Raw genomic sequence first — 15,307 nt, 5'->3', positions numbered from 1 at the left:
GAACAGGGAGCAAGCAATGTTCAACCTCGCTAACGAAACCCACTTCAGCCTGACCGTCGACGGTTCTCAAGGCGATCAGGTGGGCGACCTGCAAGTGCTGTCGTTCACCGGCACTGAAGGCATCAGCCAGCCGTATCGCTTCGACCTGGAACTGGTCAGCGAAAACCCCGATCTGGACCTGGAAAAGCTCCTGCACAAACAGGCGTTCCTGGCGTTCGATCCGCAAGGCTCCGGCATTCACGGCCAGATCTACCGCGTCGCCCAAGGCGATGCCGGCAAGCGCCTGACCCGCTACAAAGTCTCGTTGGTGCCGCAGCTGCAATACCTGCATCACCGCACCAACCAGCGCATCTACCAGCAGATGTCCGCACCGAAAATCATCGCGCTGATCCTCGACGAACACGGCATCAAGGGCAACGCCTACCGCTTCCAGCTCAGCCAGCCCTGCCCGGACCGCGACTACTGCGTGCAGTACGACGAAACCGACCTGCACTTCGTCCAGCGCCTGTGCGAAGAGGAAGGCATTCACTACCACTTCCAGCACAGCGAGAAAGGTCACCTGCTGGTGTTCGGTGATGACCAGACCGTGTTCCCGAAACTCGGCCAGCCAACGGCCTACGTACAAGGCAGCGGCATGGTCGCTGACGAACCGGTGATCAAAGGCTTCAAACTGCGCCTCGAAACCCGCACCGGCCGCGTCACCCGTCGCGACTACGACTTCGAAAAACCACGTCTGCAACTCGAAGCCGCCTACAAGCCCGACGGCGAAAGCACCGAACCGGATCTGGAAGACTACGACTACCCCGGTCGTTTCCTCGACCGCGCGCGCGGAAAATTCCTCAGCCAACGCGCCCTCGAACGCCACCGCGCCGACTACCAGCAAGCCGAAGGCAAAAGCGATCAGACCACCCTGGTCAGCGGCCACTTCCTGGAAATGTCCGACCACCCGCGCACCGAGTGGAACGACCTCTGGCTGCTCACCGAAATCGTCCACGAAGGCAAACAACCGCAAGTCCTCGAAGAGTCCGTGACCAGCGACACCACCGACAACAAAGACGACTTCCACCAGGGCTACCGCAACCGCTTCCTCGCCACCCCATGGACCGTGTTCTACCGCCCCGCGCTGCAACACCCGAAACCGCGTGTGCTCGGCAGTCAGACCGCCATGGTCACCGGGCCTAAAGGTGAAGAGATTCACTGCGATCAGTACGGCCGCATCAAGGTGCAGTTCCACTGGGACCGCGAAGGGTTGGCGGATGACAAAACCAGCTGCTGGATGCGCGTTTCGTCGAGTTGGGCTGGCGACCGTTATGGCGCCATCGCCATTCCGCGGATCGGTATGGAAGTGCTCGTCACCTTCCTCGAAGGGGATCCTGATCAGCCGTTGGTGACGGGGTGCCTGTACCACAAGGAAAACCAGGTTCCCTACGAATTGCCGGCGAACAAGACTCGCACTGTGTTCAAAACCCTTAGCTCACCGGGGGGCGGTGGGTTCAATGAACTGCGGATTGAAGACAAGAAGGGAGCCGAGCAGATCTTTATTCATGCCCAGCGGGATTGGGATGAAAACATTGAGCATGATCAGAAGATTCGCGTGGGTAACGAACGCCACGATACGGTGGTCAAGAACACCTACACCGAACTCAAGGCTGAAGAGCATCGCACCACGATTGCCGATCGCAAGGTTGAAACGCGGCTGGATGATCACCTGACGATTGGGCAGAACCAGCATGTGAAGCTGGGGACTGCGCAGCTGACGAGTGTCGGGAAAGAGATTCATCTGAAGGCTGGGGCGAAGATTGTTATTGAAGCTGGTACTGAGCTGACCATTTTGGGGGGTGGCAGCTTTATCAAGCTGGATGGCGGCGGGGTGACGGTTGTTGGGCCGGTGGTGAAGATTAATGCCGGCGGTTCGGCGGGCAGCGGCACCGGGATTGGCATCAAGCCACCGCGTCTGCCGGGCGCTGCAGATTCAGACATCGCTGGCGCGGTGCCGCCACAGGCGCTCGGCAATGCGCCGATGCCGCCACCGCCAGTCTGCAAGGAATGTCTGGCCCGAGCCAAACGTAACGCCCAAGCTCTGGCCGCGAGATAAAGGACGACTTTATGTACACAAGCAACGTGCACTGGCTCGACGAGTTATGGGTCAACGCCCAGCAACTGCAACACCAGCACCTCGACCTGCTGATCGACGCCACCAGCCTCGACTACCCGCTGCTGCAAGAACTGGCGGAGCAACCCGAAGCGGCCAAACTGGCCAAGCTGTTCGAAAACACCCCGGAAGTCGCCATCGCCGATTTCGGTCCGCTGCTGCTGCGCGTAGACAACGCCCAACGGCCCTGGCTGAAAACCTTCATCAGCGCCGTCGACTGCAACAAACACGTCGTCGCCCTGTTCAGCCCTTGGGCATTCGAAGCGCTGGCCGATCATCTGCGAGGCTTCCTCCAGGCGCAATGGAATCAGGGCCGCTCCGAAGGCGTTTTGCGTTACTACGACCCGCGCATGCTGCTGCCAGTCGCCGAAACTTTGACCCCCGCGCAAAGCAACGCCTTCCACGCCGCCGTGATTTCCTGGCACTGGCTCGACCGCGACCAACACCCACAAAGCCTGCCCGGCAACTACGTGCGCCACGCACCGACACCGGCCAGCGGCCCCGTAATGTTCGACCACCCGCAAGTGGCCAACCTGCTTGCCTGGACAGAGGCTGATGCTTACCGGGTTGATCGCTGCGCCGTGCCGCAGAACTATGGTTTGAGCCGTAATGAGAGCCTTATTCGTCATTTGTATCGCAGCCAATTGGCGGCGAATCAGAAGGGATTGAAAGAGCCGGAGGAACGGGAGCCGTTTATTGAACAGTGGTTGGTGGAGAACTCGCCGTTTGTGATTGATGAGCCACCGAAGGCGTTGATTTGATGGGGGTGAGTGCTCGTAGCCCGACGGAATTTTCAGGGAAGGTGATGTTTTCCTGGCTGGTTCGTGAGTGGATTAAACCCGGCTCTCCGGGTGTTTTATTAATTGCCCGATGAACATGGAGGAACCGAAGGTATGTCAATATTAACAGGCGTTATTAAGTCAGTTCGCTGCTGCGCGACGTTGATGGTAGAGCTGTTTGTAGGAAGGCAGTATTTAGAGCGGAAAAATATTAACTCTAATAGGCTTGGAAAATTATTAATCCTATCAGTCGGAATGCTTTGCGTAAGCGCGTGCAACGCTGGTCCGGAAATGGTGTCTGCACCGGTTACTGGTTATAACCATACCTCCGCAGAAATTATAAGATTTAGTATTAACGGTGCCGGTGGTCCACGGATTCCAGCAAATCAAGGTGGAGGTGAAGTTTGCTGTGGCGCACTACCCGTTCAGTGGAATCCTGGAATTAGAGCGATTATCGAGTGGGACAAAGATCCAAAGCCATACCAATCCCTCAAACGTGATCAGTATGGGCAAATTGTTAAAGAGGCTGCAGTTCGTCACTCCTCTGGTTACTCTCACCATACAGCTACGGTTGAGATTCCCAAGTACGCCGAAAAACTATGTGCGTTACAGGTTCACTTTCTTCCCTGCGACCAGGTAAAAGTATCCACGACTTGCTTCACACCCGGCAATCCAAATTATCCAGATAAAGCGTACTTTCAAGCTAAGGAGCCGACCTCATGTTCGAATCATTGATGGCAAATGGTGCTCCTCCGCCGGAGGGAGCACTAATTGCCCCAAGCTTTCCTCTTACGCGTCGGTTGCCAAATGATCCGGGACAGTTGTCGAAGAACATACAACAGCAGAAAAAAGACGAAAGAGTATTTGGTAATAATCAACGCAAGCTTGCTCAAACTAAGGGGCAGGCGAATAGCGGGACGCCTTGCTGTAAAACATTACATATCACATTGGCTTTTGATGGCACCAATAACAACGACCAAGCAGACGGCTCGTCAACGCCCAATTCTCGAAGCAATATCGCTCGGCTTTTTCACGCAAGTTTAGGGGCAAACCCTGATACGCAGAGTGAGGGGTTTCTAAAATATTATTGTCCCGGTGTCGGGACAGTTTTTCCTGACGTCGACGAATACACTCCAGATCAAAATGGCCTTGTTGGAGCTAGCGGTGGCGAAAACCGTATTAATTGGGCTCTAACGAGGCTGCTTGATGCATTAAAACGAAATTTAGGAGAAGAAAGGTTAGATATCGTTGAAGCGAAAACGATGTTAAAAGCCATGGCCACTAACTGGTTTGGCAACGTTCTTAGTGCAGGAATACTCCAGAATGGAGAAAAAATGCGCGAAGCAACGTTGCGCCCGGAAATAGAAAAGTTGGAGGGTGAGCTAAAACAGAAGCTCGACGCTGATGAAAAGCCGAACATATTGGCCATGCGACTTTATGTTTATGGGTTCTCTCGAGGAGCCGCAGAAGCTAGGACTTTCGTTAATTGGTTACAGGCACTGGTTCGCTGTAACGGGGCGAGTGGCGAAGTTGAGTATCGCTTCGCCGGACTGCCGATTTCCGTAAATTTTCTAGGTGTATTTGATACCGTTGCGGCGGTTGGTCTTGCCGACAGTGCTCCATTTGCGGCAGGGCATATGGACTGGGCTGATGGGACCATGCGATTACCTGATGAGGCTGCATCCATTTGCCAGAACACGGCGTTGCCCGACGACTGTTCTTTTCTAAAACGTTGTGTGCATCTTGTTTCTGGCCATGAACAGCGAGCAAGTTTTCCACTGGATTCTATCCGACGGCGCCCCAAATCGCCTGATGGTAACCGTGACAAAAGTAAAGCATCAGGTTATCGGCAAGGAACGGCCGAATACATATATCCAGGCGTTCACTCGGACGTAGGTGGGGGGTATTCTCCGAACGATCAGGGTAAGGCCACAGCCGGCTCCGATCATGTGTTGTCGCAAATTTCTTTACAGCACATGTATGCGGAGGCATTCATGGCAGGTGCGCCATTATTGGTGCCGGAGCCAGCGGTGCAAAAAGAGGTTCACGACCAATGGAGAGCAATGAGTGCGGATCTTGAACTTGAATTTTCAGTCTCTGAAACTCTCATCAAACGTTTCAATGCCTGGCAAGCACAGGGCCAAAGTGGGCCATTAGAAGAAATGATGAAGCGTGAGCACGCTCTCATTACTGCTTGGCGAATCGATCGATATGCTGGCGGTGTAGAAAAACAATCGTTCTTTAAAAATGCTGCTCCGGATATGCCTAAAGCCAAAATAGATGCTTGGCAGGCCATCGAAAAACGTAACAATGCCGATGTAACCGCCGCTTCCAAGGGGCTTCCTAAGCCGGTTTACACTGAAGCTCAAGAGAAAGAGCATCAACTAAATATACAAATTGTTGGTGGGCAGGAAAAAGTCGACAAGATGCGCGGGGAGAAGGTATTCGAACCACCTTTGGACCATAGACAACTGAGTGGAGCGGCGGCTGAGTTTCGTCATGACTACCGACAAGAATGGGGCATGGTAGACGATGGCCTCACCGTTGGTGGCGTCGCCGATATGTTGCTGGGCGGCACGGTCTACCTGATCAACGAGGAAGACGAAGCCGAGGAATATGCATACCTTCATACAGAGGGAACCAAGCGCTACAACAAGATGTTCAGTGCGCCTAATAAGCCTAGGCAGGGAGAAGAGGACCTCGTGGCATTGTTCGATGAACAGGTTCATGACTCTCGAGCCTGGTTCATGAACTTTTCTGCCATTGGCCCACGTGAACCCTTTACTGACTATTTCCGCATTCGACTGGTCCATTTCGATACCGAATCGAACAAGCAATTGTCCCTTCTGGTTAGCGCCGGGCGAGTGATCGGACTTGGTATTGCCCTGGCGAGCGTCGGGCTCAGTATCAAGAAAAAAGATCCGCGTATGTTGCTAGGCCTGTTCTTGCCATCCTTGGCTCGTCCTGTTCTGAGTGGAAAAGTAGGTCTGCCGGAAATCAGCGCTTTCGACCCGCTTACTGGCATTGCGCTTCCAGTAGCAAGCAATCTGGATGCTCTGCGAGCATTCACTAAGACTCCGGGCGACATGGTGGCCAAAGTTGCTGCCTTGCCACCGCTGAAGCCGTTGACTACAGCCACCGCTAACACCCCGGCTCTGCAGAAAATCCTGGTAGCCCATCAGGCGCTTGAAGCAGTCGAAGCTGCTCGCAAGAAGGACGCTGGTGCTTTGGCCAGTATGGTGGCGAAAGCGGCTAACGATGAAGAAAAGCCCGGTGGCTGGCTCGACTTGGTAGCCGATCAGGCCAGCAACTTGAAGTCGTCTGAAAAGAACGTGTAATTGCAAAACGATAAAAAGGGCGATTCTGAAATGAGCCGCCCTTTTCGTGATTCGCCTACACCTTAGCGAAATGGGGCTAGCGAAACTGGTGCGAAATGGGAACGGATTTATTTTTTTGGGTTTATTTTTTGGCTGTAGCGGTTCGAAAACTGGTAATCAGTCCGTGGATCGAGAGTCAACCGTGATAACGAAGCTTAGGAGGTTCGCCGTAGCAGTGGCGAGCGTCGCTTCAGCGGCGTCGATGGTTTCGGCTCATGCACAGGAAACCTGCAACCACGACAGCTTTACCAATCCTGATTTGATCATCTGCGGCCAGCAAAGCTTCGAAAAAGTCGACGCTGTGTTGAATGAGCAATACAAGAAAACCCTGGCCAGCTTGTCTCCCGCAGACAAGAAGCAACTGACCGATCTGCAAAGAAGGTGGGTGCGCTTCAAAGAAGCGTATTGCGAGGATCTGTATCAAGCGATTTTGCCGGGAGCGGAGGCGCCCATCGAGAAGCTCGCGTGTTTGGCGCAGACAACCACTGCCCGGTTGGGTGAGCTCATTTATCTACAGACAGGTATGCCGAATGATGGCTTTTACAAAGCTGCTTCGTTGATGGCAGGGCAGGATCGTGAAAGCGGTCTGAAGGCCTCGATCAATCTGCTCGGAGGGGGTGACTTCGACGATCCGGTTTGGAAGCAATATGCGGACGGACAGTGCGAGATGAGTTTTCGTTTGTTTCGTGAAGACCTCGCTTATTGCGCTGTGCGAATGCGCTTTCAGTTACCTATGAACCGCTAAAGGAATGACCGGTTTGAAATTTTTTTCTTCGTTTTTTGTAGCTTTGCTGCTCCTCTGTCCGATGGCGGCTCACAGCGAAGTCACCACTGAGGTTTCTTGTTTCCGTTCGCTGGAAGGCAAAAACATCAATTTCGAATTCAGAACCTATTACGACTCGGTCACCAAATGGAGCGGCGCGGGGGTTAGGTATAGCAAGTCGAAGAAGGCCATTCCTCTCGTTTATCGGAACACGGAGGAAGAAGTCATGACGGAAGACGGGCCGTATCAGTTCACGACGACTTGGGTGGAGGTTTCTGACGGTGTGATGACGGGGGAGTATGAAAGGGCAACTCAGGGGGCTCGGGTAAACTCGATGTACTACACGAATTACAAATCCGGTAAGAAGTATTCGTTCGATCAAGATATCAGCATGGAAGCGTCACCAGAGACAGGTTGTCAGTGGTGAGTCGAGATCATCAAGAAAGGGGACTCAACGTCCCCTTTTTTATCCCGTGGCTCCGTTACACCTTCGCCCGATGTTCCGCCGGATTGGGCGAATCAATGTGATCCAGCGCTCGCTCCACCAACAACCGAACCCCATCCGCCAATCTGCTTAGCGCCAAGGCTAAGGAGCGTCGTGCACCGTCCACGTCGTCGGCCAGGTTAGCGGCGATGGCGCTGATGGACAGCAGGTCTTCCGAGGCGTTGGCCAGGAGGGCTTCGGTGTCGATGTCGGGGGAGACGGCGAAGAGGTTGCCTTTGCGAGGCTTGGGTTTATCGCCGGGTGGTGGGGCGAAATGGTGGTTGAGCGCGCGTTCGGCGGCTTCGTGGAGTTTCTTCGAATCGAAGGATTCGTAGGGGGATGTGGCTTCGTTTTCGGGTGGATTCGGTGTTGGCTTGATCATTCAGTATCTTCCGGAAATTGGAGCTGACACCGTTTCGCTCGCACTTCGAAAGAGGTGGCAACTGTGTATAGGTGTGCAAGACCGGTCCGGAACTCCGGCAGACCCGAAGGTCTCCCACACACAGCCGCCATAACGATTCGCGAGCATAAGAAAATGCTCGTTCAATAGCCATAACGAATGTGTTCCAGATCGGACTTGCACGTCCGTGTCACCGATTTTGCGGCGACGAACAAAGCCTATCGGTGAAGCCCAGGCCTGCCTAGTTCACGAACAGCACCACGTATCGAAGGAAATATCCGACGAAGTCGAACGTAGAAAGATCAAAATCTTCACGCTTTTAAACACCCTCGTTTCGTCAATGACTTGGTAGTCATCAGCGTCAAAAACCACGGCATCTTCTTCCATCACTGCACAACAGTGGCGTTCTCGCTTGAAGCCGCTACACTGCGCCGGCCGTTCACTTTTCTCTTGAGGCTGTGCGCATGAAATTTCGTTTTCTTCTGTGGATGCTGGGTTTGTTGATGGGTAAGGCCAGTCGGACTAATCCTGCGTTTCAGCAGCAGTTGGGTGACAAGGAATTGGTGTTCCAGCTACAGACCCTGGACGGGAAAGTGGCGCGGCATTTCTTTGTGAAGGATCAGCGTATTACCAGCAAGTCGGGCGTGTATGCCGAGCCGGCGTTTGCGATTGCCTTTAAAGACGCGGCGTATGGCTTTGCCACGATGCAGGCGAAGAACAAGCAGTTGGCGTTTATGACGGGGATTCAGGACAAGTCGATTCAGATCAAGGGCAATCCGGCGTTGGTGATCTGGTTTCAGGGGTTGACCAAGTATTTGAAGCCGCGGAAGGCTAAGCCGAAGGCATAAGTCTTTCAGGTAGCTCGCCGGGACTCTTCGAGAGCAAGCTAGCCTTTACTGCCATTCGACTGAGAAGGTTCGCGGGCGTCGCGTGGCTGTGCCGCTAAGTCGCTGAACGGATCAAGTGTCATGCGCTACGTTTCTGTGCACGCCTTTCCTGTAGATAGCGTCCTTGCAGCGCCAGGATCTCAGTCTTGCTTAGAACACCTTTTCTCTTGAGATTGACGAGCAACTGTTCAATACCATCCAACTCGACGACGTCACCAGCCAGACGGGTAATGCTCACGGCCATACGACTCATGCCGTCCCGTTCAGCTGTAACCTTGTGACTTTTAGCAAGCGTGCGGATTTGACTGGCAACACTGGCAGCCGCTATTCGGGTCATTGGAAAGCCCTCTATTTGTAATCGAATCATAGTGGGGGCAGGTTTGAAGTGGTCAGTCAGACCGAGTTGGATTCATCGCGGGCAAGCCTCGCTCCCACAGGGATTGCGTAAATCCTGTGGGAGTGGGCTTGCCCGTAGTGCTTTAGGCCTGGCTGAATTGCGAAGCGAGTTCACGCAGCAGCACTTCAGCTTCAAGCACTTTGCTGACGACGTCGTTGGCTTTGTCGCGGGTCAGGCCGACGCGTTCCAGCAATGCGTCGGGGATGTCTTCATCCGGCCCGGAGCCGATGCCGCGGCTGCGCAGCAGGCGTACGGATAGGCAGACGAGGTTCGGGTATTCGGCGTAGTCGCCGTCGTAGTGCGGGTCGTGCTGGAAGCGCAGCGCGGTGGCGAGTTCGTCGGGCATGTCCCAGTAGCGCATCAGCCAGGAGCCGATCTGTTCGCGGCTGATGCCGAGCAGGTGTTGCTCGACGTAGCTGTGGCACAGGTGTGGGTTGACCTCCAAATGGCGGCAGATCAGCGAGAAGTGCGGCGGGAACACGTGGGCCAGCAGCAAGTAGCCGAAGTTGTGCAGCAGGCCGGCGAGGTAGGTCAGGCCGGCTTCCGGGCGCTGGGCGCGGGGCATGGCGCGGGTCAGGCCTTCGATGACGGCGGCGGTGTAGATCGATTGCTGCCAGTACGGCGTGGTGTGTTGCGGGTGGTCTTTGGGCAGGCTCAGGGTTTTGCCCAAGGCCAGGCCCAGCGCGAGGTTGATCACCAGGTCGAAACCCAGCACGCGCACGATCGCATCTTCCACTGAACGAATCTTGCCCGGCGAGGCGTAGTACGGCGACGCGGCCCAGCTGACGACCTGGGCGGCCAGCGCCGGGTCGGTTTCGACCACGCCGGTGATGTCGTCGATGGTGGCGTTGGGGTCGACGCGCAGTTTGATGATTTTCTGCGCGGTCTCGGCCAGCGGCGGAATTTCGATGGTGGCTTCCAGGCGTTGCTGGATGCGCCGCGCGGTGAACGCCTGGACGGCCTGGGTGATTTCCTCGCGGTCATCGTCGGGGCGGTCGAGGTTCGGGCGGATGCTGGTCAGGTTCTCGCCGAAGTTCGCGGCACTGGCCTTGGTCAGCATGGTCTTGAAATCTTCGCTGGTGATTTCCAGCAGCAGGCCCGGCTCGCCCGAGTTGATCAGCAACTTCGGTTCGCGCAGCAGGCTTTCTTCGTACAGGCACGGCGAACTGGTCAGCGCCGGCAGGCCGGGCAGCAGGCTCAGGTTGTGCTTGCCGAGCATTTTAACCAGGCGTTCGGTGGGCACGGCGGTGAGGCGGCGGCCGGTCAGTTCGGCGAGGCGATTGAGGTCCAGCAACTGGCTTTGCGGGAACAGCACCATCAGGGCGCCGACCGCGTCGTCCACCAGAACCGCCTGCACTTTGCGCGAGGCGTTGAGGCCGTGGTGGTCGAGCACTTCTTCGTAGGCAATGCCCAACTTGCCCAGCAGCAGCCGAATAACAGACGGAGCGTGCAGGGGTTCCGGGGCGAGGGCAGCTTCAGTCATGGTCTGTATCCGTATTCAAACAATTGCAGGAGTATAACCAGCTTGTTTCAAAGCTTCGTCCACAAACTGCGACGGTGCTCACACTTGGCCGTATTGCTGCCCATGGCGGAGCCAGCGGTCGAGCAACGGGCTGACGTGGTCCGGCCAGCGCTCCAGCAAAGCCTGGGCGGCGTCGCGCACGGCGGGTAGCAAATCGGCGTCGCGCATCAGGTCGGCGACCTTGAATTGCAGCAGACCGGTCTGGCGCGTGCCAAGCATTTCGCCGGGGCCGCGCAGTTCGAGGTCTTTTTCGGCGATGACAAAACCGTCGTTGGTTTCGCGCATGATGCCCAGGCGCTGACGGCCGATCTGCGACAACGGCGGATGGTAAAGCAACACGCAATGGCTGGCGGCGCTGCCTCGACCGACACGTCCGCGCAATTGGTGCAGCTGCGCGAGGCCAAGGCGCTCGGGGTTTTCGATGATCATCAGGCTGGCGTTCGGTACGTCGACGCCTACTTCGATCACGGTGGTGGCGACCAGCAGTTGCAGGTTGCCGGCCTTGAATTCGGCCATGACGGCGGCTTTTTCGGCAGGCTTCATGCGGCCGTGGATCAAGCCGACCTTCAGCTCGCCGAGGGCGGCGGTGAGGTCTTCGTAAGTGGTTTCGGCGGCCTGACAGGTCAGCTCTTCCGATTCTTCAATCAGCGTGCACACCCAATAGGCCTGACGACCTTCGGCACAGGCGCCGCGCACCCGCTCGATGACTTCCACGCGCCGGGTGTCGGTGACCAATACCGTATTGACCGGGGTTCGGCCGGGCGGCAATTCATCGAGGATCGAGGTGTCGAGGTCGGCGTAGGCGCTCATGGCCAGTGTTCGCGGAATCGGCGTGGCAGTCATGATCAGCTGATGCGGGCACATCCGCCCGCCGACGCCTTTCTGCCGTAACGCCAAGCGCTGCTGCACGCCGAAGCGGTGCTGTTCGTCGATGATCGCCAGTGCGAGGTTTTTGAACTGCACTTCGTCCTGGAACAGCGCGTGCGTGCCGACTACCATCGGTGCGCCATTGGCGATCTGCTCCAGCGCGGCCACGCGGTTTTTGCCCTTGAGCTTGCCGGCCAGCCACGCGACTTCAATGCCCAGCGGTTCGAGCCAGCGCTTGAAGGTGATGAAGTGCTGTTCGGCGAGGATTTCGGTGGGCGCCATCAACGCGACTTGATAACCGGCCTCCAGCGCCTGAAGCGCGGCGAGGGCGGCGACCACGGTTTTGCCCGCGCCGACGTCGCCCTGAATCAGGCGCAACATCGGTTCGTGCTGGCTGAGGTCGTAGGCGATTTCGTTACCGACCCGTTGCTGTGCACCGGTTGGGGTAAAGCCCAGATTGGCGAGGTATTGCGCTGGCAGTTTGGTGGCTTTCGGCATCGCCGGCGCGCGCAGGGAGCGCATGCTTTCGCGCAGACGCTGCTGAGACAGTTGATGGGTCAGCAGTTCTTCGAAGGCCAGACGGTGCTGCGCCCAGTGATGGCCGAGGGCGAGTTCGTCGACATCGGCATCGGCGGGCGGGTGATGCAGGTAGCGGATCGCGTCGGCCAGCGGCGCCAGTTGGTAGTCCCGGGCCAGTTCAGTCGGCAGCCAGTCGGGCAGGCTGGTCGGGCCGAGCATGGTCAGGGTTTGCATGCACAACTGGCGCAAGCGCTGCTGGGTCAGGCCTTCGGTGAGCGGGTAGACCGGGGTCAGGGTTTCATCCACGGGCGGTGGCTCGTCACCGGTGATGGCGCGGTATTCCGGGTGATAGATTTCCAGCCCGGAGGCACCGGGCCGGGCTTCGCCGTAGCAGCGAATCCGCGTGCCGCGTTTGAGGCCTTCTTTCTGCGCGTTGCTGAAATGGTAGAAGCGCAGGCTGAGCCCGCCGGTGCCGTCTTGCAGACGCACGACGAGGCTGCGGCGACGGCCCATGACCACGTCGGCGCCGCTGACGGTGCCTTCGATCACGGCGTCTTGCCCCGGTCGCAAATGGCCGATCGGGACCACGCGAGTGCGGTCCTGATAACGCAGCGGCAGGTGGAACAGCACGTCCTGGAGATTCTCCAGGCCGACCTTGGCCAACTTCTCGGCCATGGCCTCGCCGACACCCTTGAGTGCCGTGACCGACACTTGCGACAACTCGGTCATGGCAGCGACTTAGGCCGCAACCACCGGTGCTTGCGGCTTGGCCACCGAGCACAGGCGAATGGAGTCAGCGAGGATTTCAATCGCCTTCGGCCGCGGGAAGCTCGCGCGCCAGGCGATGGCCACGGTGCGGAACGGCACCGGAGGCGTCAGTGGACGCACTTCGATCACGCCGGGGGCGTAGTGATGGCTGTCGACTGCCGACAGCGGCAGGATCGAGATGCCGAGGCCGGACGCGACCATGTGGCGGATGGTCTCCAGGGAGCTGGATTCCACGGTGGTGTGCTTGGCGCCGTCGTTGCCTTTGGCCAGGGTCGGGCAGGCTTCCAGCACTTGATCGCGGAAGCAGTGGCCTTCGCCGAGCAGCAGCAGGCTCTTGTCGTTGAGCAGCGCGGCGTCGATGGATTCTTTTTGCGTCCACGGGTGCTGGGCCGGCATCAGGACATAGAACGGCTCGTCGTAGAGCTGCAGGGTCAGAACGTCGGCTTCGTTGAACGGCAGGGCGATGATGATCGCGTCGAGCTCGCCGTTGCGCAGTTTGTCGCGCAGCACGTGGGTGAAGTTTTCTTCGATGTACAACGGCATCTGCGGGGCGACCCGGTGCAGTTGCGGAATCAGGTGCGGAAACAGGTATGGGCCGACGGTGTAGATCGCGCCGACTTTCAGCGGGGCGGTCAGCTGGTTTTTGCCGGCCTGGGCCAGTTCACGGATGCCTTGGGCCTGCTCCAGGACTTTCTGCGCCTGGGCAACGATGCCTTCGCCGACCGGAGTCAGGCGCACGGCACTCTTGCTGCGCTCGAAAATCAGCACACCGAGTTCGTCTTCAAGCTTTTTCACGCCCACCGACAGGGTCGGCTGGCTGACATGGCAACGCTCGGCCGCGTGGCCGAAGTGCTGCTCTTGGGCGAGGGTAACGATGTAGCGTAATTCTGTGAGAGTCATAGCAAGCGTCCATGAAGTTGCGAGCCAAGCATACCGGCTGCAATCGATAGACGCACGTTATCAGACTGAGTGTGCTGAGTGACACTGGGTAATGCCGATTTGCCGCTGGCAGATACGCAAAAGGCACCTTTCGGATGCCTTCATTTTCCGCGCTGTATCTGTACCAGGTGATCGTCCCGAGGGGCTTGCCCCCGTTGGACTGCGCAGCAGTCCCAGAAGGCAAATGCGGTATATCTGGAGAAACGCGGACGCCGCTTTGGGGCCGCTTCGCGACCCAACGGGGGCAAGCCCCCTCGCCACAGGGGGCGGTGTTGCTTTTAGCGACGGCGTTTTTCCAGTGAGTAGAGGAACGGCGCCGTGATTTCGATGGTGCCATTGGTCAGCATGTCGGCCGGTGGCTTGGGCAGTGGTTGGGCGAGGCGGATCATTTCCAGGGTGGCCCGGTCCAGATCGGCAGTGCCTGAACGGCCCACCAGTTCGTACGACAACACATTACCTTCGCCATCAACGATAAAGCGGAGACGGTTGGTGCCTTGCTTGCCCCGATTCTGTGCGCTCGCCGGGTACTTTTTGTACTTGCCCAAGTGCGCGAGCAGGGTGCCTTCCCAGCTGGCCTTGGCAGCCTGTTGCGCCGGCGATGGACCCGGTGCCGGTTGTGCGGACTTCTCCGTCGGTGCCTGAGTCGGTTGCGCGTCGCTCGGTTTTTCCTCGGACGGCTTCTCCTTCGGCGGCTCCGGCTTTTTCTCCACCGGCTTGGGCGGTTGAGGCTTGGGCTTGGGTTTGACCGGCTTCGGCACGGCAATCTCGGCCTTTGGCACTTCAGCCAGTTTCGGGATCGGCAGTTCTTCCACCGGGGCCGGTGGCTGTGGCGGCGTTATGACTTTCGGCGGTGCCGGCGGTGGCGGGGCTGGAACCGGTGCCAACTCGACCATCATCGCCTGCGGCGGCAGCTCGATCGGTGGGCGCGACGTCCAGTTCAGCGCCAGCGCAATGGCCAGCGCATGGACGCCCAGCACCACGGCCAGGCTCGCGCTGTAACGCGTCAGCTTATGGCGCGTCGTGATCATTTCTTGACTGCCGTCTCGAGCCCGACCAGACCTACCTTCAGGTAACCGGCGGAGCGCAGGTTGTCCATCACGCTCATCAGGTCGCCGTAATCCACGCCTTTATCGGCCTGGAAGAAGATCGTCGTGTCTTTCTTGCCTTGGGTCCTGGCGTCGAGGGTGGCGCCGAGTGCCTCGGCCTTCACTTCGTCGTCACCGAGGAACAGGCGCTGGTCAGCCTTGACGCTGAGGAACACCGGTTTCTCCGGCCGCGGCGCCGGTTTGGCGCTGGAGGCGGGCAGGTCGACCTTGATGTCGACGGTGGCCAAAGGAGCGGCCACCATGAAGATGATCAACAGCACCAGCATCACGTCGATGAACGGCGTGACGTTGATTTCGTGGTTCTCGGCCAGATCGTCGTCTGCGCCTTCTTTCAAATGCAAGCCCAT

The 15,307-nt window shown here is 57.7% G+C and carries 14 protein-coding genes; 7 read left to right on the top strand and 7 right to left on the bottom strand.

All coding sequences use genetic code 11. The features are described from left to right. The first annotated feature begins 16 nt into the window (after positions 1-16). The 6 genes from ACIQV9_RS07725 to ACIQV9_RS07700 all read left to right on the top strand — a co-directional run bounded on the left by ACIQV9_RS07725 (position 17) and on the right by ACIQV9_RS07700 (position 7,498). Positions 17-2,095 (top strand): type VI secretion system tip protein VgrG, encoded by a 2,079-nt coding sequence (locus ACIQV9_RS07725; protein WP_403099846.1) that lies wholly within the window; start codon positions 17-19, stop codon positions 2,093-2,095. An 11-nt stretch (positions 2,096-2,106) separates the two neighbouring features. After that, positions 2,107-2,913, top strand: a complete 807-nt coding sequence (locus ACIQV9_RS07720; protein ID WP_403099844.1) for a DUF4123 domain-containing protein — start codon at positions 2,107-2,109, stop codon at positions 2,911-2,913. A 273-nt stretch (positions 2,914-3,186) separates the two neighbouring features. Next, positions 3,187-3,666 (top strand): DUF3304 domain-containing protein, encoded by a 480-nt coding sequence (locus tag ACIQV9_RS07715; protein WP_403100023.1) that lies wholly within the window; start codon positions 3,187-3,189, stop codon positions 3,664-3,666. After that, positions 3,651-6,269, top strand: a complete 2,619-nt coding sequence (locus tag ACIQV9_RS07710) for a T6SS phospholipase effector Tle1-like catalytic domain-containing protein (protein WP_403099843.1) — start codon at positions 3,651-3,653, stop codon at positions 6,267-6,269. Before ACIQV9_RS07715 ends, ACIQV9_RS07710 begins: the two co-directional genes overlap by 16 nt. Positions 6,270-6,510: 241 nt before the next feature. Further along, complete coding sequence (locus tag ACIQV9_RS07705) at positions 6,511-7,053, top strand: lysozyme inhibitor LprI family protein (protein WP_403100022.1); 543 nt, start codon at positions 6,511-6,513, stop codon at positions 7,051-7,053. Positions 7,054-7,066: 13 nt separating this feature from the next. Beyond that, entirely contained in the window at positions 7,067-7,498 is a 432-nt protein-coding gene (locus ACIQV9_RS07700) for a hypothetical protein (protein ID WP_403099842.1), read from the top strand. Between the two features lie 55 nt (positions 7,499-7,553). On the opposite strand, the gene ACIQV9_RS07695 is transcribed toward ACIQV9_RS07700, so the two are convergent. Further along, on the bottom strand, positions 7,554-7,937 hold the full coding sequence (locus ACIQV9_RS07695) for a DUF6124 family protein (protein ID WP_403099841.1): 384 nt from the start codon (positions 7,935-7,937) through the stop codon (positions 7,554-7,556). A gap of 482 nt (positions 7,938-8,419) precedes the next feature. Here ACIQV9_RS07695 and ACIQV9_RS07690 point away from each other — a divergent pair, with 482 nt between their 5' ends. Next, on the top strand, positions 8,420-8,803 hold the full coding sequence (locus ACIQV9_RS07690; protein ID WP_123408677.1) for a helicase: 384 nt from the start codon (positions 8,420-8,422) through the stop codon (positions 8,801-8,803). Positions 8,804-8,921: 118 nt separating this feature from the next. Here the strand turns inward: ACIQV9_RS07690 and ACIQV9_RS07685 are convergent, their stop codons facing one another. The 6 genes from ACIQV9_RS07685 to exbD form a co-directional block, all read right to left on the bottom strand. Continuing rightward, positions 8,922-9,179: a hypothetical protein gene (locus tag ACIQV9_RS07685; RefSeq protein WP_403099839.1), complete on the bottom strand. Its 258-nt coding sequence runs from the start codon at positions 9,177-9,179 to the stop codon at positions 8,922-8,924. Positions 9,180-9,321: 142 nt separating this feature from the next. Next, positions 9,322-10,722: an aminoacyl-tRNA deacylase and HDOD domain-containing protein gene (locus ACIQV9_RS07680; protein ID WP_403099838.1), complete on the bottom strand. Its 1,401-nt coding sequence runs from the start codon at positions 10,720-10,722 to the stop codon at positions 9,322-9,324. Between the two features lie 78 nt (positions 10,723-10,800). Continuing rightward, positions 10,801-12,876, bottom strand: coding sequence for an ATP-dependent DNA helicase RecG (gene recG, locus ACIQV9_RS07675; protein ID WP_403099836.1), 2,076 nt, complete (start codon positions 12,874-12,876; stop codon positions 10,801-10,803). Between the two features lie 9 nt (positions 12,877-12,885). Then, on the bottom strand, positions 12,886-13,815 hold the full coding sequence (locus ACIQV9_RS07670) for a hydrogen peroxide-inducible genes activator (protein WP_008150125.1): 930 nt from the start codon (positions 13,813-13,815) through the stop codon (positions 12,886-12,888). A 317-nt stretch (positions 13,816-14,132) separates the two neighbouring features. Further along, entirely contained in the window at positions 14,133-14,882 is a 750-nt protein-coding gene (locus tag ACIQV9_RS07665) for an energy transducer TonB (RefSeq protein ID WP_403099835.1), read from the bottom strand. Then, the gene (gene exbD / locus ACIQV9_RS07660) at positions 14,879-15,307 is read right to left on the bottom strand and encodes a TonB system transport protein ExbD (RefSeq protein WP_403099833.1); all 429 of its coding nucleotides are present in this window, start codon (positions 15,305-15,307) and stop codon (positions 14,879-14,881) included. Before exbD ends, ACIQV9_RS07665 begins: the two co-directional genes overlap by 4 nt.

Origin of the sequence: Pseudomonas sp. NPDC099000, from assembly GCF_044759925.1 — a bacterium.
Classification (GTDB): domain Bacteria; phylum Pseudomonadota; class Gammaproteobacteria; order Pseudomonadales; family Pseudomonadaceae; genus Aquipseudomonas.
Note: the sequence above shows the minus strand (reverse complement) of the source record. Positions and strands in the feature narration are given on the sequence as shown.